We start from the raw sequence: 25390 nt of genomic DNA on the forward strand, positions 1-25390 counted from the left end.
ATTTTATAAAAGTTTACGTACATCAGGATTCGTCCGCCTGCACTATACAAGCGTCCACCTCCTGACGTACAAAACTTTCATCCTCTCTAAATGAGAAGAAATCTATTTAATCAACCGAAACTGGCTCGAGTTCTTCTACTGAAGATTGGCCATCTTCTGGCTCAGCAAACTTGATGCTGCGGTAACGGTGCATACCTGTACCTGCAGGGATCAATTTACCGATGATTACATTTTCCTTCAGACCGAGCAACTGATCGACTTTACCTTTGATCGCTGCATCTGTCAGTACACGTGTAGTTTCTTGGAACGAAGCCGCTGAGAGGAACGAGTCTGTTTCCAGGGATGCTTTCGTAATACCGAGCAGGATTGGTTTAGCAACCGCTGGCTCTTTATCACTAAGAATCGCAATTTTGTTAGCTCTTTCGTACTCATGCGTATCTACGAACGACCCTGGCAACAGCGTTGTATCCCCTGCATCTACGATGCGGATTTTACGCAGCATTTGACGGATCATAACTTCAACGTGTTTGTCATTGATTTCTACGCCTTGGTTACGGTATACGCGCTGTACTTCCTGCAAAATGTAGTTTTGTACGCCACGTACGCCTTTAATGCGCAGCATTTCTTTTGGATCGATGGAACCGTCTGTCAACTCATCACCAGCTTCAATTTCCATGCCTTCGCTTACGCGCACACGGGAACCGTAGGTAACAGAGTATACTTTGGACTCCGCTTCACCTTGAATTTCGATTTCACGACGATCTTTCGCTTCGCGAATCTCTTTAACTACACCATCAATTTCACTGATCGTTGCTTGACCTTTAGGATTACGAGCTTCAAACAACTCCTGGATACGCGGCAAACCTTGCGTAATATCGTCTCCGGCTACACCGCCGGTGTGGAACGTACGCATTGTCAACTGTGTTCCTGGTTCACCAATGGATTGTGCTGCAATAATACCAACTGCTTCACCGATCTCCACATGTTTACCTGTCGCAAGGTTACGACCGTAACACTTCTTGCAGACACCATGACTTGCACGGCAGCTGAGTACGGAACGGATTTGCAATTTGGTTACGCCCGCTTTGATGATTGCCTCTGCTTTGTCGGAGTCAATCAATTCATTACGACCTGCAATGATTTCTTTCGTTTCCGGATGACGAACTGTCTCGAAGCAGTATCTGCCTTCAATACGGTCATAGAGATCTTCAATAACCTCTTTACCATCCTGAATACGACTTACCGTAAAGCCTTTATCTGTACCACAATCATCATCACGCACGATTACGTCTTGGGCTACGTCTACGAGACGACGAGTCAGGTAACCTGAATCGGCTGTACGTAGGGCTGTATCCGCCAAACCTTTACGCGCTCCGTGAGTGGAGATAAAGTACTCGAGTACTGTCAGACCTTCACGGAAGTTCGATTTGATTGGGAGTTCGATGATTCGACCAGACGGGTTGGCCATCAGACCACGCATACCGCCCAATTGGGTGATTTGCGATTTGTTACCCCGTGCTTTGGAGTCTACCATCATCATGATCGAGTTGTAACGGTCCATGGACTTCATCAGAATCTCAGTGATGTCATCTTTGGATTTTGACCAGATATCAATGATACGGTCATAGCGCTCTTCATTCGTAATCAGACCACGACGGTACTGATTCGTAACGATTTGTGCTTTATCCTCAGACTGTCTAAGAATTTCAAACTTCTCAGGCGGAACGATAACATCAGATACCGCAACCGTGATACCGGCACGGGTAGAGTATGTGAATCCAAGTTGTTTGATTTTATCCAAAATAACGGCTGTTTCCGTTGTGTGATAAATTTCGAAACAACGTGCAATGATGGAACCGAGATATTCTTTGCCGACACCGCCAGCCAGAGGAGCATTCATAATAGCCTCTCTGAGGTCAGCACCTTTTTCATATACAAATGAGTGATCTGCAGTACCTTGGTACAGGTTCGCACGAGTCGCATCATTGATATACGGGAAGCTTGCCGGGAAAATTTCATTGAAGATAATTTTACCGATAGTAGTCAGCAACATTCCTTCTTGTTGCTCTTCCGTGAAGCTTGTTTTACCAAGCGCCTTAACCGGAATAGCTACACGAGCGTGCAGACCAGCAGTACCACGTTGGTATGCCGATACAGCTTCGTTCACTGTACGCAGGATCATACCTGTGCCCTTTTCTTCCTTGTTGTCCATAGTGAGGTAATAAGAACCAAGCACCATATCCTGGGAAGGAGTAACAACCGGTTTACCGTCTTTCGGGTTCAAAATGTTTCCTGATGCAAGCATCAGAATACGTGCTTCCGCTTGAGCTTCAGCGGACAACGGAACGTGCACGGCCATTTGGTCACCGTCAAAGTCGGCATTGTATGCCGTACATACGAGTGGGTGAAGACGAATTGCTTTCCCTTCAACGAGAATCGGTTCAAACGCTTGAATACCGAGTCTGTGAAGCGTAGGGGCACGGTTCAACAGAACCGGATGCTCCTTGATTACTTCTTCAAGAACATCCCATACTTCAGGACTTACACGCTCAACTTTACGTTTCGCGCTCTTGATGTTGTGGGCAAGCCCTTTATTTACAAGCTCTTTCATAACGAAAGGCTTGAACAATTCAAGTGCCATATCTTTTGGCAGACCACACTGATACATTTTCAGATAAGGTCCGACAACGATAACGGAACGACCAGAATAGTCAACCCGTTTACCGAGCAAGTTCTGACGGAAACGTCCTTGTTTACCTTTCAGCATGTGGCTGAGGGATTTCAATGGACGGTTACCAGGACCCGTTACCGGGCGACCGCGACGACCATTATCGATCAATGCGTCAACAGCTTCCTGCAACATCCGTTTTTCATTTTGCACGATAATATCTGGCGCGCCCAGATCAAGCAGACGTTTCAGACGGTTATTCCGGTTAATTACACGCCGATACAAGTCATTCAGGTCAGACGTTGCAAAACGTCCACCGTCCAACTGTACCATTGGACGAAGTTCCGGCGGGATAACAGGAAGTACATCCATGATCATCCACTCTGGCTTGTTGCCAGAATTACGGAAAGCTTCGATAACTTCCAGACGTTTGATTGCACGATTACGACGTTGTCCTTGCGCAGTCCGGAGCTCTTCTTTCAGGAACTCGAGCTCTTTGTCTATGTCAAGATCTTGAAGCAGTTTTTTAACCGCTTCTGCACCCATGCCAGCCTGGAAACCATAACCGTATTTTTCACGGTAGCTGCGGTATTCTTTCTCGGACAACAGTTGTTTTTTCTCCAGTGGAGTTTCTCCTGGATCCGTTACAACATATGATGCAAAGTAGATAATCTCTTCAAGAGATCTTGGAGACATATCCAGAGCAAGACCCATACGGCTCGGAATACCTTTGAAGTACCAGATATGCGATACCGGAGCAGCGAGCTCAATATGGCCCATCCGTTCGCGACGTACTTTCGCACGTGTTACTTCAACGCCACAACGATCACAGACAACGCCTTTATAACGAACGCGTTTGTATTTACCGCAATGACATTCCCAGTCTTTTGTAGGGCCAAAAATCTTTTCGCAGAACAGCCCTTCTTTTTCCGGTTTCAACGTACGATAGTTGATCGTTTCCGGTTTTTTCACTTCTCCGCGGGACCAAGAACGAATTTTCTCTGGGGAAGCAAGCCCGATCTTCATGTATTCGAAATTGTTGACGTCCAACAAGGAGCAACCCTCCTTAACCAATTCCTGTAATCTAGGTTACGCCCTCTCCGGCCGAAGCCGGAGCAAGACGCGAACCTGATGAAAAACGCCGGTCATCATGCGCTCGAAGCGAATTATTCCGCTCCGACCTCTGTACCCTCAAGGTTGAGGCTGAGCTTATCGCTCGCAGCGTCATCTTCATCGTCCATTTCTCTCATTTCAATCTCTTGCTCATCTTCACTCAAAATCTTAACGTCCATACCCAAGCTTTGCAGCTCTTTGATCAATACTTTGAATGATTCAGGAACACCTGGTTCAGGAACATTCTCGCCTTTGACAATGGATTCATATGTTTTAACCCGACCAACAACATCATCGGATTTAACAGTCAAGATTTCTTGCAGTGTATAAGCAGCACCGTACGCCTCAAGCGCCCATACTTCCATCTCCCCGAAACGCTGTCCACCAAATTGGGCTTTACCACCCAATGGCTGTTGCGTAACAAGTGAGTAAGGACCCGTGGAACGGGCATGGATTTTATCATCAACCATGTGTGCCAATTTGATCATGTGCATGACACCAACGGTAACTTCACGTTCAAACTCTTCACCTGTACGACCATCATACAGGACGGTTTTACCATTACGTTGCATTCCTGCTTCTTCCATCGTATCGAAGACATCATACTCCTTCGCTCCGTCGAATACAGGAGTTGCTACGTGAATACCCAGTTGCATTGCGGCCATACCCAAGTGAACCTCAAGTACTTGACCGATATTCATCCGGGACGGTACGCCCAGTGGGTTAAGAACGATCTGAACCGGTGTACCGTCTGGCAGGAAAGGCATATCTTCTTCCGGCAAGATGCGGGCCACGACCCCTTTGTTACCATGACGTCCGGCCATTTTATCACCCTCGGAAATTTTCCGTTTTTGAGCGATATATACACGAACGAGTTGGTTAACACCTGGAGGCAGTTCATCACCGTTTTCACGGGTAAATACTTTCACGTCTACTACGATACCGTCGGTACCATGTGGTACACGCAAGGAAGTATCACGTACTTCACGTGCTTTCTCACCAAAGATCGCATGCAGGAGACGTTCTTCTGCTGTCAGCTCTGTTACACCTTTAGGTGTTACTTTACCAACCAGAATGTCGCCAGCACTGATCTCAGCACCGATGCGGATAATACCGCGCTCATCCAAGTTACGCAACGCTTCTTCCCCAACGTTAGGGATGTCACGTGTGATCTCTTCAGGTCCGAGCTTGGTATCACGTGCTTCAGACTCATACTCCTCGATATGGATGGATGTGTATACATCTTCCTTAACGAGTTTTTCACTGAGCAAGATCGCATCCTCGTAGTTGTAACCTTCCCAAGTCATGAAGGCAACAACAACGTTACGTCCCAGAGCCAATTCACCCATTTCCGTTGAAGGACCGTCAGCGAGGATATCGCCAGCTTTGACAGCAGCACCTCTTTTGACAATCGGACGCTGGTTAATGCATGTTCCTTGGTTCGAACGCATAAATTTGTGTAATTTATATTTAACGATATCGCCTTTAACTTCCTGACCGTCCACTTCTTCAACACGACGGAGCCAAATCTCGTTCGCAGAAGAACGTTCAATAATTCCGTCATAATCGGAGACAATACATACACCAGAGTCTTTTGCAGCTTTGTGCTCCATACCTGTTCCTACAAGTGGTGCTTTAGGAATCAAGAGTGGAACCGCCTGCCGCTGCATGTTAGATCCCATGAGTGCACGGTTGGAGTCATCGTTCTCAAGGAACGGGATAAGCGCTGTAGCGACGGATACAACCTGTTTAGGAGATACGTCCATGTAGTCAACTCGCTCACTCGGCATCGTAAGGATGTTATCCGACTGTTTGTTGTAACGTACAATGATCGCTTCTTCTTCAAATGTACCGTCTTCGTTCAACTTCGCATTCGCTTGCGCGATGACATAGTTGTCCTCTTCATCCGCTGTCAGGTAATCAATTTGCTCGGTCACAATACCTGTCTTCGGATCAACCCAACGATATGGAGCTTCAATGAAGCCATATTCATTCACACGGGCGAACGTTGACAAGGAGTTGATCAAACCGATGTTCGGTCCCTCTGGAGTCTCGATAGGACACATACGGCCATAGTGGGATGGATGGACGTCACGCACTTCCATACCTGCGCGCTCACGCGTCAAACCACCGGGTCCGAGTGCGGACAAACGACGTTTATGTGTCAACTCACCCAGCGGGTTCGTTTGATCCATAAACTGTGACAATTGAGAGCTACCAAAGAACTCTTTAATGGATGCAATAACAGGACGTATGTTGATCAATGCCTGTGGTGTAATGACGTTGGCATCCTGAATGGACATTCTCTCACGAACCACACGCTCCATACGGGACAAACCGATACGGAACTGGTTCTGCAGGAGTTCACCCACTGAACGCAAACGACGGTTACCCAGATGATCGATATCATCCGTGCTACCAATTCCCTGCAGAAGGTTAAGGAAATAACTGATGGACGAAATAATATCCGCCGGAGTCACGTTTTTAACGGACTTGTCAATGTTTGCATTGGCAATCAGTTTAACAACTTTGCCATCTTCAGTTGGTGAGAATACATCAATCGTTTGCATAGGGATATCATTGGCATCCAAAACGCCGTTACCCACGTGATACGTGCGGAATCCAACGCTTTTCTCCAGATACGGCATGATTTCATCCAACAAACGACGATCAACCATTTGGCCTGCTTCAGCAATGATTTCACCTGTTTCAGCGTCAACAAGTGATTCAGCCAAGCGTTGGTTAAACAAACGGTTTTTGATGTGAAGTTTTTTATTCATTTTGTAACGACCTACATTAGCAAGGTCATAACGTTTTGGATCAAAGAAACGTGCTACGAGCAAGCTTTTCGCATTATCCAATGTTGGCGGCTCGCCCGGACGAAGACGCTCGTAGATCTCAATGAGTGCTTTCTCCGTGGAATCCGTGTTGTCTTTGTCCAGTGTGTTGCGGATATATTCGTCATTACCGAGCAGATCCAGAATCTCAGCATCTGTGCCAAAACCAAGTGAACGCAGGAGAACCGTAACCGGTATTTTACGTGTACGGTCGATCCGGACGTAAACAACATCCTTCGCGTCCATCTCCAGTTCGAGCCAAGCGCCGCGGTTAGGAATAACTGTAGCGGTATACGTTTTTTTGGCGTTTTTATCTACTTTGGTACTGAAGTAAACGCTAGGAGAGCGAACCAACTGGCTGACAATAACCCGTTCCGCACCATTAATAATAAATGTGCCCGTGTTGGTCATCAGCGGGAAATCTCCCATGAATACTTCCTGCTCTTTGACTTCGCCGGTTTCCTTATTAATGAGCCGGACTTTGACCCGAAGCGGTGCTGCATAAGTAACGTCACGCTCTTTCGCGTCATCTACTGTATACTTCGGTTCACCGAGACTGTAATCGATAAATTCCAAAATCAAGTTGCCTGTGAAATCCTGGATCGGCGAGATATCCTGGAACATTTCGCGCAACCCTTCCTCCAAAAACCAATCATATGATTTTTGTTGAATTTCAATCAGGTTAGGAACTTCGAGTATCTCGTTAATTCGTGCATAACTGCGCCGAGTGCGTCGACCATATTGAACAAGATGTCCTGCCAACTTAAACTCACCCCTCAATGTCTACTCACTTTAAAAATTTCGTTGCGAACCTCTGTTTGTAACCTTATAATGGTACACATACAGAGCAAAGCAATGCATCCACAAATAAAGAAAAGCCCTTACTCGAAATGTCGTTCGAAAAAAGAGCAACTTTGATCGGCGGATGTCTTTCCAAAACATTCTTATCCCCAGTTTGCCCAAAATGTACATATTATACGCCAAACGTAGGCATAATAAGCCCGTTCGGCGTAAAAAAAGGTTGACATTTTTAGTTAGCTAAAGCCAAGTAGGGCATCTTAATACTGACATTTTACAATAATACCACGACCTGAATTTCAAGTCAATAGTCCTATTGCAAAAAAAATGATCCCCTGCTTACTTTACAAACTCGGATTCAGCTTTTAGTAGAATCCTCTTCCGATTTCATCGCTTTGAAAATCCGGTAGCCTTTATCCTTCGTCACTTCTTCCACTCTTCCAAACAAAGATTCCAACTTTGCTTTTGCTGATGGAGCCCCTTGTTTCTTCTGAATGACAATCCACAACGAACCACCTACCTTCAGATGACGATGTGCCTGTTCGAAAATAGTATGAACCGTCTCTTTCCCAGCCCGTATAGGCGGATTGGTTAAGATAACGTCAAAATCTTGCTTTTTTACTTCAGCCAGTAGATTACTTTGCAATACGGTAACATTGTTAATCCCGTTCGCTTTTGCATTTTCCCTGGAAAGTTCAACGGCTCTCTCGTTGATATCGATCATGGTGACATGTCCGTCCGGTACAAGTTTGGCTGCTGTAAGACCCATCGGTCCATATCCACAACCCACATCGAGAACATGAGCCCCTGATGGCAACTCTATCGCATCAATCAATACTCTGCTGCCATAATCGATTCCGTTTTTGGAAAACACACCGGCGTCCGTCACGAATCGCAGACTGAATCCGCGAAGAATCGCTTCAGTTGCTCTGCGATCATGCGCTACTTGCGGTTTGTCCGAATAATAATGATTGGACATGTCCTCACTCACTTTCCATTTACAATTACAGCAACAAACCCCTTGATATAAGTCAAGGGGTTTGTTGTTTTGTTCATCTAGCTTATAAAAGCTAAATTATTTAACTTCGATTGTAGCGCCAGCTTCTTCAAGCTTAGCTTTAACCGCTTCTGCTTCTTCTTTAGCAACTTTTTCTTTCAATGCTTTTGGAGCGTTGTCAACCAGTTCTTTTGCTTCTTTCAGGCCAAGACCTGTGATTTCGCGAACTGCTTTGATAACGTTGATTTTGGAAGCACCAGCGTTAGTCAAGATTACGTCGAACTCGGATTGCTCAGCTTCAGCAGAAGCAGCGCCTGCACCTGCAGCAGCTACTGGAGCTGCAGCAGTTACGCCGAATTCTTCTTCGATTGCTTTAACAAGATCGTTCAATTCCAGTACAGTCATGCCTTTGATTGCTTCCAAGATTTGCTCTTTACTCATGAGTGAACCTCCATATATAATATTATTTTTTTTAATTCATTTGCCGCCTAAGCAGCGTTCAGATCAAGTTGCTTACGCGCCTTGCTCTTCTTTTTCTGCAACTGCTTTAACCGCAAGCGCGAAGTTGCGCACTGGCGCTTGAAGCACGCTGAGGAGCATGGAAAGGAGTCCATCGCGGGATGGCAATTCTGCCAACGCCTTAACTTCTTGTACTCCGATTACGCGACCTTCTACGATAGCACCTTTCAATTCCAGTGCATCGTTCTTTTTCGCGAAGTCGTTCAGAATTTTAGCGGGAGCCACAACGTCGTCTGCGCTGAATGCAATTGCAGTAGGACCTGTAAGAACACTATCGAGTTCTGTCAGTTCTGCTGCTGCAGCTGCACGGCGAAGCAACGAGTTTTTCAGCACTTGGAATTCGATCCCTGCTTCACGAAGTTGCTTACGCAACTCAGTTACTTGGGCAACGTTCAATCCGCGATAGTCAACAACAACAGTTGTAACGCTCTCGCGCAATTTTGCTGTTACTGCATCAACGGACTCTTGTTTTGCTTGAATCACTTTTGCGTTTGCCAATCTGTACACCTCCTGGTCAAATTTATCCCATTAAGAAAAGCCTCCGTAGAATCACGAAGGCTTGATATATACTCATCATCGATTTGCATCGTTCTAAGTTCTATAATCACACCTCGGCAGGAAATTAAGCCTAATGGCACCTACTGTCTACGGCAAGCATATTCAAATGTCAACGGTCAGTCACTCGGACTCACAACTTTTATATCTTATCAAAAACAGGACAAGCCTGTCAAGAGATATTATCTAAAAGCTGCTGCGTTCACGCGTGCTCCAGGGCCCATCGTGGAAGAAAGACTAACATTCTTCAGATAAACACCTTTTGCTGCCGCTGGTTTAGCACGATTCAGAGCTTCCATGAGAGCTTTGAAGTTCTCATTAAGTTGCTCAGAAGAGAAAGAAGCTTTACCAATCGGTGCATGAATTTGACCTGCACGATCCAGACGATATTCGATTTTACCGGCTTTAATTTCTTGAACAGCCTTAGTTACATCGAAAGTTACCGTTCCGGCTTTAGGGTTAGGCATCAGACCTTTACCGCCGAGCAGTCGGCCCAATTTACCTACTTCACTCATCATATCTGGTGTCGCTACGCAGACGTCGAATTCGAACCAGCCTTGTTGGATTTTGTTGATCATGTCTGCATCACCAACATAGTCCGCGCCAGCCGCTTCCGCTTCTTTCGCTTTGTCACCTTTTGCAAATACCAATACGCGTTGTGTTTTACCTGTGCCGTGTGGCAAGACAACAACACCACGTACAGCCTGGTCTTGCTTACGAGGGTCTACACCCAAACGAACTGCCGCTTCGATTGTTTCATCGAATTTTGCAGTAGCTGCCTTTTTCACAAGCTCTACAGCTTCTGAAGGCTCGTAAGTTGCTTCGCTGTCAATCAGCTTAGCAGCTTCCAGGTATTTTTTACCGTGTTTAGCCATGTTTTATTCCTCCTTTGTGGTGTTAGCGGATATACCTCCCACATCAACCGGTCGCGAATCGACCGGTTTTACGAAGCCATGTTTCTTATGAAAATTAGTCTTCGATGGTGATACCCATGCTGCGGGCAGTACCTTCGACCATACGCATAGCGGACTCAACGTCTGCTGCATTCAGGTCAGGCATTTTTGTTTCTGCGATTTGACGAACCGCATCACGTTTAACAGTAGCAACTTTTTTCTTGTTCGGTTCTCCGGATCCTTTTTCAACTTTAGCTGCCACTTTCAACAGAACTGCTGCTGGTGGAGTTTTAGTGATGAAAGTAAAGGAACGGTCTTCGAATACAGAAATTTCAACTGGAATAATCAATCCTGCTTGATCAGCTGTACGAGCGTTGAATTCTTTACAGAATGCCATGATGTTGACACCTGCTTGACCCAAAGCTGGACCTACTGGTGGCGCTGGATTTGCTTTACCTGCTGGAATCTGCAGTTTTACCATTTTGATTACCTTTTTTGCCATGATTGACACCTCCTTGCAAAATAGTGGTTAACGGGCCTTGCAGCCCTCCCACAAGAAACTTGAAGAAACTATATCTTCTCCACTTGCGTATATTCCAACTCAAGCGGTGTTTCCCGTCCAAACATGTTCACGTGCACTTTCAACTTGCTTTTGTCTACCAAAATTTCTTCCACGGAGCCTACGAAATTCGCAAAAGGACCGACTTTAATACGCACGGATTCCTTAATATCGAACTCAATTTTCGGCTTAGGTTCAACCATGCCCATGTGCTTCAGAATTTGTTCCACTTCTTCAGGCAACAAAGCAGTTGGTTTGGACCCAGAACCTGTCGAACCGACAAATCCTGTAACACCTGGTGTGTTGCGAACAACATACCAAGAATCATCCGTCTGTACCATTTCCACCAAGACATAACCCGGGTAAACTTTACGCATAACGGTTTTTTTCTTACCGTCCTTGTTTACCACTTCTTCTTCCATAGGAACAAGAACGCGGAATATCTTGTCTTCCATGCCCATAGACTCGACGCGTTTTTCCAAATTGGCCTTGACCTTGTTCTCATACCCTGAATAGGTATGAACGACGTACCATCTTTTTTCCATATCAAGCCACCGGAACCCTTCTTAAATAATCGCTTCGATCACAAAGGAGATGCCAATGTCAATGACCCAAAAAAACAGCGTCATAACCACAACAGTACCAAGTACGATCAATGTGTAGTTGGTCAGCTCTTTACGATTAGGCCAGCGAACTTTTTTAAGTTCAGCCCAGCTTTCTGAGAAAAAGGAAATCAGAGATTTGAAACTTCGTTTCACGCCGACACCTCCAAAAACTATCTGGTTTCGCGATGAGAAGTCTGCTCGTTACAAAACTTGCAAAATTTCTTCATCTCCATGCGGTCGGGGTGATTACGCTTGTTTTTTGTCGTAGTGTAATTTCTTTGTTTGCAGTTAGTACAAGCCAAAGTAATAATTACCCGCATGATGTACACCTCCCGAAGACTTCCACATTCAAGCAGAGTCTCTAAATTGATCCTGAAAAAAAGCCATAAATTTAGGCCTACCTAAAACACTTTATCACAAGGGTATAACCATGTCAATGAAAGAATAGCCTTTCATTCATTGGGTATTACTTCCGTACAACGTACATTCGTTTCGCATCTCTGTTTTTCTCTTCTCCTATACGGACCGAGCGATTACTAGTATAAACATTCTTTGATTTTATAAACTTGAGACAGTAAAAAAAGACTCAAACACCGAGCCTTTTCCATCAACGACAACATGTGTTCAATTATCTCGAACTTCCAGGTACTTTTCAAGTTTGCGCTTGACGCGCTGAAGTGCATTATCAATGGACTTCACATGTCTGTCCAAATCTACTGCAATCTCTTGATAAGATCTCCCGTCCAGATACAACATCAATACTTTACGTTCCAGATCACTTAGAATCTCGGACATTTTATCTTCCAGGCCCACAAACTCTTCCTGATTGATGATTAATTCTTCCGGATCACTGACCTGGGTTCCACAAATCACATCGAGTAACGTACGATCAGACTCTTCGTCATAAATGGGCTTGTCCAGAGATACATAAGAATTAAGCGGAATATGCTTCTGACGTGTTGCTGTCTTAATCGCCGTGATAATCTGTCTTGTAATACACAGTTCAGCAAAAGCCTTGAATGAAGCCAGCTTGTCCCCTTTAAAATCTCGAATGGATTTATAGAGGCCAATCATTCCTTCTTGAATAATATCTTCCCGGTCTGCCCCAATCAGAAAATAAGATCTAGCCTTGGCGCGTACAAAGTTACGATACTTGTTAATCAAAAACTCTAACGCTTCGCTTTCGCCTTCACGGAAAGCTTCGACAATGTCTTCGTCACTTTGGTAATCATACTTAGATAACATGATATCTTTGAGGTCGACACTCACAGACAATCCCTCCGGCTGCAACGCAAGGTACCCCGTTACTCTACTCTATGAAATATAGGATCAGTATATATGATGGTACCTCACACCGTCAACCACGCTCTGCCTAAAAAAGAACATCAATAACATAAATGTCAAGAGTTTCAATATTCTAATTTTTGTAAAAACGAACTGTTATTCCCGGCGCCACCGTTCAAACTCTTTCAATACATCCGGACTCAACTTGCCCCCGAGTGTGTTACGCGTGGTCTTCGCCTGATCTTCTTCCAGTCGTTTTTTTAATTCTTTTTCGTTCTGCTCAACCTCAATGAGCAGTTCCCTTGCAGATACGCGTAGCGCTCCCTGTCCGAAAATGACATGTTGCTCTACCATATCGCTCGTAGCCACATAGATTTGGCGTCTTCGCATGCTTAGTTCCCGAACGAGTCTCTCAATGCATTCGTCTGCCGTCTCTTTTTCCTTTGTAAAATATATCTGCACTTTGCTCTGTGTAAAGGATTTACCGAGTCCAGGCACGAGGTAGGCGTCAAACACAACAATGACTCGCCGGCCGGAGAAAGCCTGATAGTCGGCAAGACGAAAGAGAAGCCTGTTGCGCGCCTCTTCTAGCCCACTTTCTGCCAGTTTGGTTAACTCCGGCCAGTCGCCAATCATGTTGTACCCGTCTACAAGAAGCACATCACGGGAATCAGCCATACCTTCTATTCCTGCGCTTGACGCGAGCGGAGCACTTCATACATGACAATACCCGCTGCCACGGAAGCATTCAAGGAGTTAATCTGACCTTGCATCGGTAATTTGATCAGTACGTCGCATTTCTCACGAATAAGTCGTCCCATTCCCTTGTTTTCATTCCCGATTACCAGTGCAACAGGGCCAGTAAAGACTCCATTACCAAAGACACCTTCATGAGCCGTGACATCTGTCCCTACAACCCATACACCTTCCTCTTTGAGGCGATCAATGGTCTGACCAAGATTACTTACACGAGCCACTGGCACGTACTCCACAGCGCCTGCTGACGTTTTGGATACCGTTGCTGTTACTGCTGCCGAGCGACGTTTGGGTACAATAACGCCATGTGCACCCGTGCAGTCCGCTGTCCGCAAAATCGACCCCAGGTTATGAGGATCTTCGATCTCATCCAGCAGAATCAGGAAAGGATGCTCATTCTTCGCTTTCGCTGCGGCAAGAATGTCTTCTACCTCCACATAAGCGTATGGTGCAGCTTGTGCAACTACCCCCTGATGCTGAATGCCTGGTACCGTTTGATCCAGCTTACGCTTGTCCACATGTTGAATGACAATACCTAGTTTTTTGGCTTCCGAGATAATAGGTTGAGTCAGATGTTTCTGTGCTGTATCGGCAATCCATATTTTATTAATGGTCCGGCCTGAACGCAGCGCCTCCGTCACGGAGTGTTTACCCGCGATCCATTCTTCTTCCATCGTTGTTCGTTCCTCTCTGTAATGCGTTGTTTTGTTGAAATTTCTATTTTTTTGTCGGCGAAGACGATTGTTGTTCCGCGTGTTCAATGCCAAGCCTAATCAGTTCAATCATGCGATCATGATGACCACTGCTGTAGAGATAACCAATGAGACATTCAAAAGCCGTGGCATGTCTATACTCCAACACATCTGCATTTTTGGGTACACTACCCGACTTGGCATTCCGCCCTTGCCGGACAATATCGCGTTCTTCCTCTGTCAGTTCAGCCTCAATCATTGCAAGAATGCGGCTCTGTGCCTTCGCTGATACCAATCCGGTTGCACTACGGTGCAGATGATTGGGACGCATGTTGGCTTTCGACAATAGATATTGACGAACAGCTACCTCATATACCGCGTCACCAATATAGGCCAGTGCAATAGGTGGAATCAACTTCGCAGGTCTGGACGGAGAATACGGGAACCATCCTCCCTCCGTGACCTGCTCCTGTTGTTTTGGTGTATTTGGATGTCCTTCGCTCATTTGCGCCGCCATCTCATACCCTGCGCCGTATCCTCAAGCAGAATGCCCCGTGCAGACAACTCATCACGAATTTCATCCGCTCTTGCCCAGTTTTTGGACTTGCGCGCTTCTACACGTTCTTCAATCAGCTGTTCTACTTCCTCATCTAGAAGTTCTGCCTCTCCATCTGTATAGATGCGAAGCACAGCATTCAATTCACTGAACAATTCAAGGAGCGCACGTATGTCTGCCGCATTGACAACTTCCTGCTGTAACAGTTGATTGGCTTCCCCTGCCCACTCAAACATAGCAGTGATCGCATCAGGAGTATTGAAATCATCCTGCATCTTCTCATGATATTGCTGACGGATTTGGTCGAGTCTTGCCGCAAACTCTGCTGTGATATCCTGATCTACGGTTACCGCGCTCAGACGATGGTTCAGGTTACCTACAGCATTCGCAATCCGGTCCACACTATTCTGTGCCTGCTCCATCGTATCATCCGTGAAATTCAACGGGTTACGATAGTGGGTAGACAACATAAAGTAACGAATCGCTTCGCGTTTATATTGATTCCGCAAATCTTTAACAAGAACACCGTTACCGAGTGATTTCGACATCTTCTCGTTATCAATCCGGATGAAACCATTATGCATCCAGTAGTTCGCAAGTGGTTTACCTGTTAACACCTCGGATTGGGCGCATTCGCACTCATGGTGCGGGAACTGCAGATCCTGTCCACCCCCGTGAATGTCCAGTGTGTCCCCAAGGTACTCCCTAGCCATGGCGGAGCACTCAATATGCCAACCTGGTCGACCATCGCCCCAAGGACTGGACCAATAGATCTCACCTGGTTTTGCAGCCTTCCAGAGCACGAAATCTTCGGGATGCTCTTTGCGCTCGTCCACACCTACACGGATTCCAAATTGCAGCTCCTGTAAATTTTGCTTCGATAGCTTACCATACTCGCTGAATTTGCCTGTACGGTAATAGACGTCACCGCCATTTTCGTATGCGAAACCTTTTTCAACCAACTCACGGATAAAATCAATAATGAGCGGCATGTTTTCCGTTACTCTCGGGTTGCTACTTGCCTTGGGAATACCCAATCCCTCAAGGTCTTCATAGTAGGCTGCAATAAACTTCTCCGCGACGTGAGGAACGTCTGTTCCAAGTTGTTCGGCTTTGCGAATCAGCTTATCGTCCACATCCGTGAAGTTCACCACATAGTTTACATCATGTCCTGTCTGTTCCAGGTATCCACGAACCGTGTCGAAAAAGATAACCGGGCGTGCATTTCCAATATGAATATAGTCATATACCGTTGGTCCGCAGACATACATTTTTACTTTCCCTGGCTCTTGGGGAACAAATTCTTCTTTTGTACGACTCATCGTATTATAAATCTGAAGCGTCATGGTCACTTATCCTTTCATCCTATACTGCCTTTATTTATTGTATCACGTATCATGCACAGTCTCATTTGCACGGGCATTCTGCAGTGTACGTACTTCTTCCTGCAATCGTTCGAGTTCTTTTTGCATACCACGCAAGGAGTCAACGACCGGATCGGGCAATTGTTGACTGAGGCGGTCTACCCGTCGGCCATCCTGTTTAACAATTCTGCCCGGTATACCTACCACGGTACTATTGGAAGGGACCTCCTTAAGCACAACAGAGTTCGCCCCAATGTTGCTTTGATCCCCCACGCTAAATGAACCCAGCACCTTTGCTCCAGATGAGATAACCACATTATTACCAATGGTCGGATGTCTCTTTCCTTTTTCTTTCCCTGTTCCGCCAAGCGTAACCCCCTGATAGATAACAACATCATCGCCAATCTCACATGTTTCTCCAATAACGACGCCCATTCCATGGTCAATAAACAACCGATTCCCGATCGTAGCTCCAGGATGTATCTCAATCCCTGTCATAAAACGGCTAACCTGCGAAATGAACCTGGCAACCGAGAACCATCTTCGCTTGTATAAAAAATGAGCCATCCGGTGTGCCCATATCGCATGCAGCCCTGAGTAGGTTAGTACCACTTCAAACCAACCTCGGGCCGCCGGATCGTTTTCAAACACCGCCTGGATATCTGATCTGATCTTCTTGAACATGCTCGTTCCCCTCTTGTTCAGGTTCCCGTCCTCCGGCTTACCGGACGGCGCGTTCCTTTGGTAGTGTACTGCACACTCGCCTAAACAAAAAACGCCCCTGCAGCATTTAGCTGCAGAGGCGTTTATCGCGGTCCCACTCTGCTCGGTCCATTCTTAAATAGAATGAGCCCTCAAGCGGTTTGGTAACGGAAACCAATCGTCACAACCTATCCTAACGTTTTCCCATGTCATGATCGACAAAGGCGGGGCTGGATTCGGCTGTGCAGCTCACGGGCGCATTTCGACTGATGGACAGTGGATGGTTCACAGCCACCGCAATCAAAGAAATCTTTCTTTGCTGCGGGACCATCCTCTCTGAATCTGCCCGGGTCAGTCTACTCCTCCCGATCTTTGCTGTTCTATTAGATAAATCATATCAATTATTCGTTGTGTTGTTATTATAGCGAAAAGGCCTCAGACTGACAACAGTCTCCTACGTAATCCATACCTGAACAGACTGTGCAGATTCCGATTAAACGGAATGCCCCTCGGATAATCTTATTTTACTTGTGCGAGCAATCGTTCGATCACTGTATCACGACCCAGAAGCACGATCGTTTGATTCAGATCCCGTCCATGCGTCTGTCCGGTCAAGGCTACACGAATTGGCATAAAGAGCTGTTTGCCCTTAAAGCCGGTTTCTTTCTGTACTTCCTTGATCAATGCAGCCATTTTGCTTGGCGTGAACTCTTCACTTGCCTGCACTTTATCGGCAAATGCCTTCAGCACAGTCGGCACCTGCTCTTCAGCGAGAACTGCGGCACCTTCAATTTCCAGCTCAATCTCTAAACGGAAGAACACTTCCGACAATTCTACGATATCGGATGCGGCATTCATCTGTTCCTGATAGAGATGTACGAGGGTATGCGCCCACTCTTTTTGCTCAGCGGATAGATCCCCAGGAAGACGTCCTGCTTTTTGCAGATGAGGAATGGCCATTTCGGCAATCCGTTCCGGGTCAGCATGTTTGATATAGTGGTTGTTCAAGTGAGCCAGCTTGTGTGTATCAAATACGGCCGGGCTCTTGGACAGGCGTTTCGTATCAAAAATGGAGATCAGTTGTTCTTGCGAGAAAATCTCTTCCTCCCCTTCCGGCGACCAGCCGAGCAGGGAAATGAAGTTAAACATCGCTTCAGGCAAATAGCCGAGTTGATCATACTGCTCAATAAACTGAATCACGGACTCATCCCGTTTACTCAGCTTCTTGTGATTTTCATTCACGATCAGCGTCATATGACCGAATTGCGGTGGCTCCCAGCCCAGCGCTTCATAGATCATCAGTTGACGCGGCGTGTTTGAGATGTGATCTTCCCCACGCAGGACGTGGGAGATCTTCATCAAGTGATCATCCACAGCAACAGCATAGTTGTACGTGGGAATGCCGTCTTTTTTCACAATGACAAAGTCGCCGGATTCCTTGCTGTTGAATGAAATTGTACCTTTAACCATGTCATCAAACGTATATACGCGCTCTTCGGGCACACGGAAACGAATACTCGCTACGCGGCCTTCCGCTTTAAATGCACTAATCTGCTCTGGAGTCAGATCACGGTGTTTGCCTGAATAACGCGGTGTTTCTCCACGTGCTGACTGCTCCTCACGCTCTTGCTCCAATTCCTCTTCCGTGCAGAAGCAAGGGTAAGCCAGACCTTTATCCAGCAATTCCTGTGTATATTTACGATAGAGGTCCAGACGTTCCGTTTGACGGTATGGTCCGTATTCTCCGCCCACATCAATACTTTCATCCCACTCGATTCCGAGCCATTTCAGGTATTTCAGCTGGCTTTCTTCACCACCGGCAATATTCCGTTTTACGTCCGTATCTTCAATACGAATAATGAATTTACCGTTATTATGTTTGGCATATAGATAGTTAAACAGCGCCGTACGGGCATTTCCGATATGCAGATGTCCTGTTGGGCTCGGCGCGTAACGCACACGAATTTCCGTGCTCATATGATCCCCTCCGTCATGAATTAATTGATGATATCACACACGAACCAGGCAAACAACGGATTGAGCAGCAATGCCCTCTCCCCGTCCCGGGAATCCCAGTTGCTCTGTCGTTGTTGCTTTCACGTTCACCAGTGTTACATCCGCTTCCAATGCCTTGGCAATAACCTCAGCCATCTGCGGGATGTAAGGAGCCATCTTCGGCTTCTGGGCAATAATCGTTGAATCGATATTGCCTAACCGATATCCGCGATCCTTCACAAGCTGCCATACATGCTCCAGCAATTTCAGGCTGTCGGCATCCTTGAATTCCGGATCGGTATCCGGGAAGTGCTTGCCGATATCCCCAAGTGCCAGCGCACCCAAAATGGCATCACTTATCGCGTGCAACAGCACGTCTGCGTCCGAGTGACCCAGCAGTCCTTTTTCATAAGGAATCATTACTCCGCCAATAATACACGGGCGTCCCTCTACCAGCTGATGTACATCAAATCCCTGTCCTACACGTATCATCGCTTCTTCTCTCCCCCCAGCAAAAACGCAGCGTATTGCAAATCTTCCGGCGTTGTTAATTTGATATTTGTATAATTGCCTTCCACAACCTTGACCGACATACCCTGACGTTCAGCCAGCATGGCGTCATCTGTTCCCAGAAATCCGTCCTGCTCGGCTGATTCGTAGGCGGAGAGCAGGGAAGAAAGACGAAAAGCCTGCGGGGTTTGAATGCTCCACAGACTGCTGCGATCTGGTGTCGCCGTAACGACTCCCTCCGCATTCACTTGTTTGATCGTATCCTTCACGGGAACCGCCAGTACAGCTGCTCCACCACCGGCTATGGCAGCCGCCATACATCCCTTGATCTGCTCATGGTTCACAAAAGGACGTACCCCGTCGTGAACGAGAACCCAATCCGTCCCAAGTGCCTCAAGGCCTTTATGGACAGAATGTTGTCTCTCTTTCCCTCCGGGGATAACATGGACACGTGAATCCAGTTGGTATTTTTTTACCCAATCCTGGCAGCGTTCAACATCTGCAGCTCCTGTGACCAGCACCATCTCGCGGATCTCGTCCAGCGCAGCAAATACCTCAAGCGTATGTATGAAAACGGGCTTGTCCTGCAGCAACAGAAACTGTTTGCTCTCGGTCGTCCCCATCCGGGTTCCGCGACCTGCTGCCACAATGACAACGCCCCACCCTTTATCCATGCCGCAATCCCTGCCTTGTCTGTCAGTTTATCGTTCAAAGATACACAATATCATTCAACGATACACTACCCATCATACCGCTTTATTGGGCTTTTTCCAACAGTTTCGGCTTGGCAAAAATCATTCGTCCCGCTGAAGTCTGCAACACACTGGTCACGAGCACTTCCATCATCATGCCAATATACTCGCGTCCGCCCTCCACAACGATCATTGTACCATCATCCAGATAGGCTACACCTTGACCATGCTCCTTGCCATCCTTGATGATCTGCACCATGATCTCCTCACCTGGCAGAACAACCGGCTTCACCGCATTGGCAAGATCATTAATGTTCAACACAGATACACCTTGGAGTTCGCACACTTTGTTCAGGTTAAAGTCATTGGTGACCACTTTGCCCTGAAGCACTTTAGCCAGTTTGACCAGTTTGCTGTCCACCTCGGAGATTTCCTCGAAATCCCCTTCGTAGATCAGGACTTTTACATCAAGTTCCTTCTGGATTTTGTTCAAAATGTCCAGTCCTCGCCGTCCTCTGTTCCGCTTGAGCAGATCCGATGAATCGGCAATATGCTGCAGCTCCTCCAGAACGAATTCCGGAATGACGATCGTGCCTTCAATAAATCCGGTTTTGCATATATCCGCGATACGCCCATCAATAATAACACTGGTATCCAGAATTTTATGTTCTTCCATTCGTCTATCCTCATCCACCTCGGGATGACCCCATCGCCCAGACATCCAGAATGCCCCCAGATCGTCTTTCTTCGCCATGGCAAGGGTGTAGCCGGAATAAGCACCAATCACCGTCAGTGCCACTTGTAGCACTTCTCCTGCCGTTCCCATCCATCCCACAACAGGGTATAACAACAAAGCCACCAGCAAGCCAGCAACGGTACCTGCGGCACCTGCCGCCAGTTCATTCATAGGTACTTTTGCCAATGATTCGATTCCACTATGCAGTCTGTCTGCCATCAATGTTCCACCAATATTACATACAGCCATAAACATTACAGCTCCCAGCAGCGTCGATATACCAGCTCCCAGTAATCCTGCGGACTGAATCCATTCCGCCATCCATGGGACTGATTTTCCTGCCAGATGATATGCCGTGTAGCCGAACCATGCACCGCACAATCCTGTAAAAGTTAAAATGCCTTTTTTCCACATTAGTCCCTGCACCTCCTTCAATGTATCTTGATCTTGATATCCAGTATGATCCAATTCCTAATTTGCTAATCCCTTCCGGAAGAACTTTTTGGAAATGTTGCAATCGTCAGTTGAAAGTAGGTAAATTATTGGCATATAATGAATTCAATTCATATCCCGAGGTGATTGGCAAAAATGAGTACGCTAAGTTTACAGGCTTTCCAGGATCAAGTTTCTGAACTGTTGTTGCGTCATCGCAGCCTGATTGATGTACTGTCCAAAACGGGACAAGCCGGAGCGTCTGTTAACCGTGCCGTGTCCAAAGCCATTACCGAATGCGGCTGCATCGAGCTGCACGCCACCAAGCAGAAATATGCCCCGGAGAGCGATATCGCTCAAACCAAGGGCCTGCTGGAAACGCATGTGGAAGGTGAATTGTGTGAGAATTGCCGAGAGGTCATCAGCTCTGAACTAGGGCGGAATCTGTTCTACATGTCGGCTCTCTGCAATCTACTGGACATTAACATGGAAGAGGTCGTAAATCACGAATCACAGAAGTGTTCAACGCTAGGGATGTTTAATCTGTCGTAAGAAGATATGTAGGTCGTTCGCAAGGGTTTCTTTTACCGTAAATAGATTGAATAAACAAAAAGCACGCATTCTCCAATGCAGGAGAGTACGTGCTTTCTTTGTCTAGTGTCTGTTACCAAGGTTACTTAACGATCGGAAGGACGGGATGATTTCTCATCCTTGCGCTTTTTCGCCCGACTACGCGAGGCCGCTGTTCGCAGGTTATGCTTCATTCCATACAAGGCGTATAACACCAACGGAATAAAGATCAATTTGGATAGCTGCTCCGGGAAAATCACGGCTACGGCTATGGCAAATAACACAACCCATGGGGCAATCCAGATTGCCTTGCGTGGCAACCCGACCTTTTTGAAATTGGGATATTTAAGCGAACTGACCATCAGATACGATAACAGCAAAGTAGCAATCATCATGCTGATGGGACCGATATCCTTGTTAAACAAGGACAATGTGGCTAGCACTCCGCCAGCTGCCGGAATCGGCAAACCTGTGAAGTACCCGGGGATCCCCGGACGAACATTAAACCGGGCAAGACGAATCGCCCCACAGATCGGAAAAGCCGCTGTTGCAATCCAGGCGAGGATCGGCATCGAATCTTGAAACGACACCATAAATATGATCAGGGCTGGTGCTGCACCAAAGGAAACCATGTCAGACAAGGAATCAAGTTCCTTGCCGAATTCGCTCTGGGCATTGAGTGCACGTGCCACTCGGCCATCCAGACCATCTAGCAGCATCGCTACAATGACCATAATGGCAGCCAAACTGTAATTTCCATCAATCGCAAGCAAAATTGCCATCATTCCAAGAAACAGATTACCCAGGGTAAAGAGATTCGGAATGAATCTGGTTAGCATCGTTGTTTCACCTCATCCATTTCAAGCCTTTATATAGGCAAAACCTTACATCTGTCTGTCGATAAACATCTGCTCCTGCAAACGTTTGAGGCCTTCCTTAATGGTCCGGGCTCGAACTTCACCAATACCGTCCACTTCGTCCAGTTCTTCAATTGTAGCCATAATAACATGAGGTAGTTGTTCAAATTGATCCACCAGGTTATGGATAATGACATTGGGCAGACGGGGGATCTTATTTAATACCCGGAATCCGCGAGGTGCAACCGAATCCTCTGACGTGGCCGCTGATGAAGGATAACCGAGCAGACGGACAATATGGTGTGCATCCAGTAATTCATCGTCCGACAATCTTTTCAGTCCTACTATAATTTCACGGATTTTGTCATCACTGTCGTCACGAGCATAGTCTTTATACAACAACCAGGCTTCTTCTTCCGTTGTACCCACAAGCTCTTCCATTTGCATGGAGATGAGTCGTCCCTCATTCCCGAGTTCATGAATGTATCGTTTGATCTCCGTTTTGATCCGCATCACCATCTCGGTACGCTGAATCACATTGACCACTTCAGGAATCGTCACCAATTCCTCAAATTCAGAGGCACTCAGATTCGTAAGGGACTGTGTTAATACCGCTTTGTATTTCTCCAGGGTTTGAATCGCTTGATTCGCTTTGGTCAAAATAACCCCGATTTCCTTGAGGGAATAACGAAGTGTTCCCTGATACAAGGTAATGATATTCCGGCGCTGTGATATGGATACGACCAATTTACCCGTTTGCTTCGCTACACGCTCCGCCGTCCGGTGACGAATGCCCGTCTCTGATGAAGAGATTGAGGAATCGGGAATTAACTGGGTATTGGCGTAAAGAATACGCTTCAAATCTTCGCTAAGAATAATGGCTCCATCCATCTTAGCGAGTTCGTACAGATAGTTGGGGGAGAAGTCACAGTTAATTGAGAATCCCCCATCCACCACTTCCATGACTTCAGGGCTGTATCCTACAACAAGCAGTGCGCCCGTCTTGGCGCGTAGCACATTTTCCAGACCTTCGCGGAAAGGTGTACCTGGTGCGATCAGCCTTAATAATTCATTCATATTATCCAATTGGCTCGAATCTTTCATCTTGTTATGCCCCCTAATCTAAAGCAACCGCTAGTGCATCTGCCACGGTATTCACACCGATCAGTTGTATCCCGCGAGGATGTTTCCAGCCCTTTAAGCTTTTTTCTGGTAAAATAACACGCTTGAAGCCCAGCTTCGCGGCTTCCTTCACTCGTTGTTCTGCTCGTGATACGGCTCGAACTTCACCTGTGAGACCAATCTCGCCAAAGATGACGTCATCCGGCTTGGTCGGTACATCTCTCAAACTGGAGGCAATGCTGACCGCAACCGCCAAATCTACCGCGGGCTCATCCAGCCTTACTCCACCAGCCACGTTAAGATATGCATCCTGGGTTTGTAAAAACATGCCCATCCGTTTCTCCAGCACGGCAATGATCAGATTTAATCGATGCAAGTCTACTCCTGTTGCCATACGGCGGGGAGAAGGGAAATGGGTGGTCGAGATCAAAGCCTGCAATTCCACGAGCAAAGGACGTGTGCCCTCCATGCTGGCAACTACCGTAGAACCCGCTACACCCAGTGGCCGTTCCGACAAAAAGAGTTCTGACGGGTTGCCCACCTCACGAAGTCCATCCTCGCCCATCTCAAAAATGCCAATCTCATTGGTTGAACCAAAACGGTTCTTCACCGCACGCAACAGTCGATACGTATGATGCCGTTCTCCTTCAAAATAAAGCACGCAATCCACCATATGTTCTAACATACGTGGACCGGCAATGGCACCTTCTTTGGTAACATGCCCCACAAGAACCGTTGCAATGCCTCTGCCTTTGGCAATCCGCATGAACCTAGACGTACATTCCCTTACCTGGGCTACACTACCCGGCGCACTGGTAACTTCGGGAAGATACACCGTCTGAATGGAGTCGATGACAAGAAAATGCGGCTGGATCTGATCCACCGCTTCCTCTACACGTTCCATATTGGTTTCACACAGCACATACAACTCGGCAGAGAGTGCCCCGAGACGATCCGCCCGCAATTTGGTTTGCTTGACTGATTCCTCACCAGAAACATATAACACACGTAGACCCGAATGCGTCAAAGCATGAGACGTCTGCAACATCAACGTTGATTTACCGATACCTGGGTCTCCACCCACCAGAACGAGTGAACCTGGAACGATTCCGCCACCCAATACCCGGTTCAACTCGCCGATTCCAGTCTGTACACGCGGTTCCTGACCGCTATCTATATCTATGATAGGAAGCGGTTTATCTTTACTGTCAAACAGAGGAGAATTTCTCCCTTGTGTTTTGACCACCGTCTCTGTTTCTTCCACCATTGAATTCCATGACTGACAACCCGGACACTTCCCGTACCACTTGGGGGCTTCATAGCCGCATTCCGTACATTGAAACTTGGTTTTAACTTTGGCCACTTCAGCACTCCTATAATTTAGTTTTATAACAGCATTTTGCATTATTCGACGAATTTTGCCCAAACTCCCTGACGTGCAGGGTCACTAAAAGTTTACCATTGTTTGAGATTTTTCGTAAAGGATTATCGCAAACTTTACACATGTTCCTAACATAATCATGTCCGTCTTCTGTCCAAAATGCAAAAAATCCTCCCCGGCCGAAGCCGAGAAGGATT

24 protein-coding genes and 1 other annotated feature are annotated in these 25390 nt (G+C 46.7%); of the genes, 1 reads left to right on the forward strand and 23 read right to left on the reverse strand.

The features are described from left to right. Positions 1-106: 106 nt before the first annotated feature. The 20 genes from rpoC to MKY85_RS26555 all read right to left on the reverse strand — a co-directional run bounded on the left by rpoC (position 107) and on the right by MKY85_RS26555 (position 21245). Positions 107-3721: a DNA-directed RNA polymerase subunit beta' gene (gene rpoC, locus MKY85_RS26460; RefSeq protein WP_339238005.1), complete on the reverse strand. Its 3615-nt coding sequence runs from the start codon at positions 3719-3721 to the stop codon at positions 107-109. Between the two features lie 113 nt (positions 3722-3834). Next, positions 3835-7380 (reverse strand): DNA-directed RNA polymerase subunit beta, encoded by a 3546-nt coding sequence (rpoB, locus tag MKY85_RS26465; protein ID WP_091039164.1) that lies wholly within the window; start codon positions 7378-7380, stop codon positions 3835-3837. A gap of 394 nt (positions 7381-7774) precedes the next feature. Beyond that, positions 7775-8395 (reverse strand): class I SAM-dependent methyltransferase, encoded by a 621-nt coding sequence (locus MKY85_RS26470; protein WP_339238009.1) that lies wholly within the window; start codon positions 8393-8395, stop codon positions 7775-7777. Positions 8396-8491: 96 nt separating this feature from the next. Beyond that, positions 8492-8854 carry a 50S ribosomal protein L7/L12 gene (gene rplL, locus MKY85_RS26475; protein ID WP_278298116.1) on the reverse strand — a complete coding sequence of 121 codons (363 nt, stop codon included), beginning with the start codon at positions 8852-8854 and terminating at the stop codon, positions 8492-8494. A 72-nt stretch (positions 8855-8926) separates the two neighbouring features. Beyond that, the gene (rplJ, locus tag MKY85_RS26480; protein ID WP_278298115.1) at positions 8927-9430 is read right to left on the reverse strand and encodes a 50S ribosomal protein L10; all 504 of its coding nucleotides are present in this window, start codon (positions 9428-9430) and stop codon (positions 8927-8929) included. A gap of 23 nt (positions 9431-9453) precedes the next feature. Beyond that, positions 9454-9601 (reverse strand) — a sequence feature (ribosomal protein L10 leader region). A gap of 68 nt (positions 9602-9669) precedes the next feature. Further along, the gene (gene rplA, locus MKY85_RS26485) at positions 9670-10362 is read right to left on the reverse strand and encodes a 50S ribosomal protein L1 (RefSeq protein WP_017692063.1); all 693 of its coding nucleotides are present in this window, start codon (positions 10360-10362) and stop codon (positions 9670-9672) included. Positions 10363-10456: 94 nt separating this feature from the next. Continuing rightward, the gene (gene rplK / locus MKY85_RS26490; protein ID WP_017692062.1) at positions 10457-10882 is read right to left on the reverse strand and encodes a 50S ribosomal protein L11; all 426 of its coding nucleotides are present in this window, start codon (positions 10880-10882) and stop codon (positions 10457-10459) included. 68 nt (positions 10883-10950) lie between these two features. Beyond that, positions 10951-11484, reverse strand: a complete 534-nt coding sequence (nusG, locus tag MKY85_RS26495; protein ID WP_024633599.1) for a transcription termination/antitermination protein NusG — start codon at positions 11482-11484, stop codon at positions 10951-10953. Positions 11485-11505: 21 nt separating this feature from the next. Then, on the reverse strand, positions 11506-11697 hold the full coding sequence (secE, locus tag MKY85_RS26500) for a preprotein translocase subunit SecE (protein ID WP_017692060.1): 192 nt from the start codon (positions 11695-11697) through the stop codon (positions 11506-11508). Positions 11698-11714: 17 nt separating this feature from the next. Further along, the gene (gene rpmG, locus MKY85_RS26505) at positions 11715-11864 is read right to left on the reverse strand and encodes a 50S ribosomal protein L33 (protein ID WP_072735843.1); all 150 of its coding nucleotides are present in this window, start codon (positions 11862-11864) and stop codon (positions 11715-11717) included. 304 nt (positions 11865-12168) lie between these two features. Continuing rightward, positions 12169-12813: an RNA polymerase sporulation sigma factor SigH gene (sigH, locus tag MKY85_RS26510; RefSeq protein WP_017692059.1), complete on the reverse strand. Its 645-nt coding sequence runs from the start codon at positions 12811-12813 to the stop codon at positions 12169-12171. A gap of 171 nt (positions 12814-12984) precedes the next feature. Next, a complete protein-coding gene (locus MKY85_RS26515; protein WP_036607162.1) occupies positions 12985-13506 on the reverse strand; it encodes an NYN domain-containing protein in 522 nt (173 codons plus the stop codon). Between the two features lie 5 nt (positions 13507-13511). Next, a complete protein-coding gene (gene rlmB / locus MKY85_RS26520; RefSeq protein WP_342571138.1) occupies positions 13512-14258 on the reverse strand; it encodes a 23S rRNA (guanosine(2251)-2'-O)-methyltransferase RlmB in 747 nt (248 codons plus the stop codon). Positions 14259-14301: 43 nt separating this feature from the next. Then, positions 14302-14781 (reverse strand): ribonuclease III domain-containing protein, encoded by a 480-nt coding sequence (locus tag MKY85_RS26525; RefSeq protein WP_339238015.1) that lies wholly within the window; start codon positions 14779-14781, stop codon positions 14302-14304. Further along, positions 14778-16178 carry a cysteine--tRNA ligase gene (gene cysS / locus MKY85_RS26530; RefSeq protein WP_339238017.1) on the reverse strand — a complete coding sequence of 467 codons (1401 nt, stop codon included), beginning with the start codon at positions 16176-16178 and terminating at the stop codon, positions 14778-14780. The genes MKY85_RS26525 and cysS overlap by 4 nt, the downstream gene beginning before the upstream one ends. A 42-nt stretch (positions 16179-16220) precedes the next feature. Further along, positions 16221-16880, reverse strand: a complete 660-nt coding sequence (cysE, locus tag MKY85_RS26535; protein ID WP_339238019.1) for a serine O-acetyltransferase — start codon at positions 16878-16880, stop codon at positions 16221-16223. 537 nt (positions 16881-17417) lie between these two features. Continuing rightward, positions 17418-18875 carry a glutamate--tRNA ligase gene (gltX, locus tag MKY85_RS26540; RefSeq protein ID WP_342571139.1) on the reverse strand — a complete coding sequence of 486 codons (1458 nt, stop codon included), beginning with the start codon at positions 18873-18875 and terminating at the stop codon, positions 17418-17420. A gap of 33 nt (positions 18876-18908) precedes the next feature. Next, positions 18909-19385, reverse strand: coding sequence for a 2-C-methyl-D-erythritol 2,4-cyclodiphosphate synthase (ispF, locus tag MKY85_RS26545; RefSeq protein WP_342571140.1), 477 nt, complete (start codon positions 19383-19385; stop codon positions 18909-18911). Further along, a complete protein-coding gene (gene ispD, locus MKY85_RS26550) occupies positions 19382-20077 on the reverse strand; it encodes a 2-C-methyl-D-erythritol 4-phosphate cytidylyltransferase (RefSeq protein WP_339238025.1) in 696 nt (231 codons plus the stop codon). The genes ispF and ispD overlap by 4 nt, the downstream gene beginning before the upstream one ends. 82 nt (positions 20078-20159) lie before the next feature. Continuing rightward, the gene (locus tag MKY85_RS26555) at positions 20160-21245 is read right to left on the reverse strand and encodes a PIN/TRAM domain-containing protein (RefSeq protein ID WP_339238027.1); all 1086 of its coding nucleotides are present in this window, start codon (positions 21243-21245) and stop codon (positions 20160-20162) included. A gap of 174 nt (positions 21246-21419) precedes the next feature. Between MKY85_RS26555 and MKY85_RS26560 the strand changes: the two genes are divergently transcribed. Then, a complete protein-coding gene (locus MKY85_RS26560; RefSeq protein ID WP_017692049.1) occupies positions 21420-21815 on the forward strand; it encodes a hypothetical protein in 396 nt (131 codons plus the stop codon). A 125-nt stretch (positions 21816-21940) separates the two neighbouring features. Here the strand turns inward: MKY85_RS26560 and pssA are convergent, their stop codons facing one another. The 3 genes from pssA to radA are packed head-to-tail and all read right to left on the reverse strand — an operon-like array spanning position 21941 to position 25175. After that, on the reverse strand, positions 21941-22672 hold the full coding sequence (gene pssA / locus MKY85_RS26565; RefSeq protein WP_339238030.1) for a CDP-diacylglycerol--serine O-phosphatidyltransferase: 732 nt from the start codon (positions 22670-22672) through the stop codon (positions 21941-21943). 45 nt (positions 22673-22717) lie between these two features. Further along, entirely contained in the window at positions 22718-23794 is a 1077-nt protein-coding gene (gene disA / locus MKY85_RS26570; RefSeq protein WP_062836168.1) for a DNA integrity scanning diadenylate cyclase DisA, read from the reverse strand. Between the two features lie 13 nt (positions 23795-23807). After that, positions 23808-25175 carry a DNA repair protein RadA gene (gene radA, locus MKY85_RS26575; protein ID WP_036671578.1) on the reverse strand — a complete coding sequence of 456 codons (1368 nt, stop codon included), beginning with the start codon at positions 25173-25175 and terminating at the stop codon, positions 23808-23810. Positions 25176-25390: the final 215 nt, after the last annotated feature.

The organism is Paenibacillus sp. FSL R5-0749 (assembly GCF_038595085.1).
In the GTDB taxonomy this organism is placed as follows: domain Bacteria; phylum Bacillota; class Bacilli; order Paenibacillales; family Paenibacillaceae; genus Paenibacillus.

Bases quoted from the DNA above. Each gene is read 5' to 3' on its own strand.
- MKY85_RS26470 (WP_339238009.1), bottom strand. From the start codon at position 8,395: ATGTCCAATCATTATTATTCGGACAAACCGCAAGTAGCGCATGATCGC.
- rplL (WP_278298116.1), bottom strand. From the start codon at position 8,854: ATGAGTAAAGAGCAAATCTTGGAAGCAATCAAAGGCATGACTGTACTG.
- rplA (WP_017692063.1), bottom strand. From the start codon at position 10,362: ATGGCTAAACACGGTAAAAAATACCTGGAAGCTGCTAAGCTGATTGAC.
- rplK (WP_017692062.1), bottom strand. From the start codon at position 10,882: ATGGCAAAAAAGGTAATCAAAATGGTAAAACTGCAGATTCCAGCAGGT.
- nusG (WP_024633599.1), bottom strand. From the start codon at position 11,484: ATGGAAAAAAGATGGTACGTCGTTCATACCTATTCAGGGTATGAGAAC.
- rpmG (WP_072735843.1), bottom strand. From the start codon at position 11,864: ATGCGGGTAATTATTACTTTGGCTTGTACTAACTGCAAACAAAGAAAT.
- MKY85_RS26515 (WP_036607162.1), bottom strand. From the start codon at position 13,506: ATGGCTGATTCCCGTGATGTGCTTCTTGTAGACGGGTACAACATGATT.
- rlmB (WP_342571138.1), bottom strand. From the start codon at position 14,258: ATGGAAGAAGAATGGATCGCGGGTAAACACTCCGTGACGGAGGCGCTG.
- MKY85_RS26525 (WP_339238015.1), bottom strand. From the start codon at position 14,781: ATGAGCGAAGGACATCCAAATACACCAAAACAACAGGAGCAGGTCACG.
- cysS (WP_339238017.1), bottom strand. From the start codon at position 16,178: ATGACGCTTCAGATTTATAATACGATGAGTCGTACAAAAGAAGAATTT.
- cysE (WP_339238019.1), bottom strand. From the start codon at position 16,880: ATGTTCAAGAAGATCAGATCAGATATCCAGGCGGTGTTTGAAAACGAT.
- gltX (WP_342571139.1), bottom strand. From the start codon at position 18,875: ATGAGCACGGAAATTCGTGTGCGTTACGCGCCGAGCCCAACAGGACAT.
- ispF (WP_342571140.1), bottom strand. From the start codon at position 19,385: ATGATACGTGTAGGACAGGGATTTGATGTACATCAGCTGGTAGAGGGA.
- ispD (WP_339238025.1), bottom strand. From the start codon at position 20,077: ATGGATAAAGGGTGGGGCGTTGTCATTGTGGCAGCAGGTCGCGGAACC.
- MKY85_RS26555 (WP_339238027.1), bottom strand. From the start codon at position 21,245: ATGTGGAAAAAAGGCATTTTAACTTTTACAGGATTGTGCGGTGCATGG.
- MKY85_RS26560 (WP_017692049.1), top strand. From the start codon at position 21,420: ATGAGTACGCTAAGTTTACAGGCTTTCCAGGATCAAGTTTCTGAACTG.
- pssA (WP_339238030.1), bottom strand. From the start codon at position 22,672: ATGCTAACCAGATTCATTCCGAATCTCTTTACCCTGGGTAATCTGTTT.
- disA (WP_062836168.1), bottom strand. From the start codon at position 23,794: ATGAAAGATTCGAGCCAATTGGATAATATGAATGAATTATTAAGGCTG.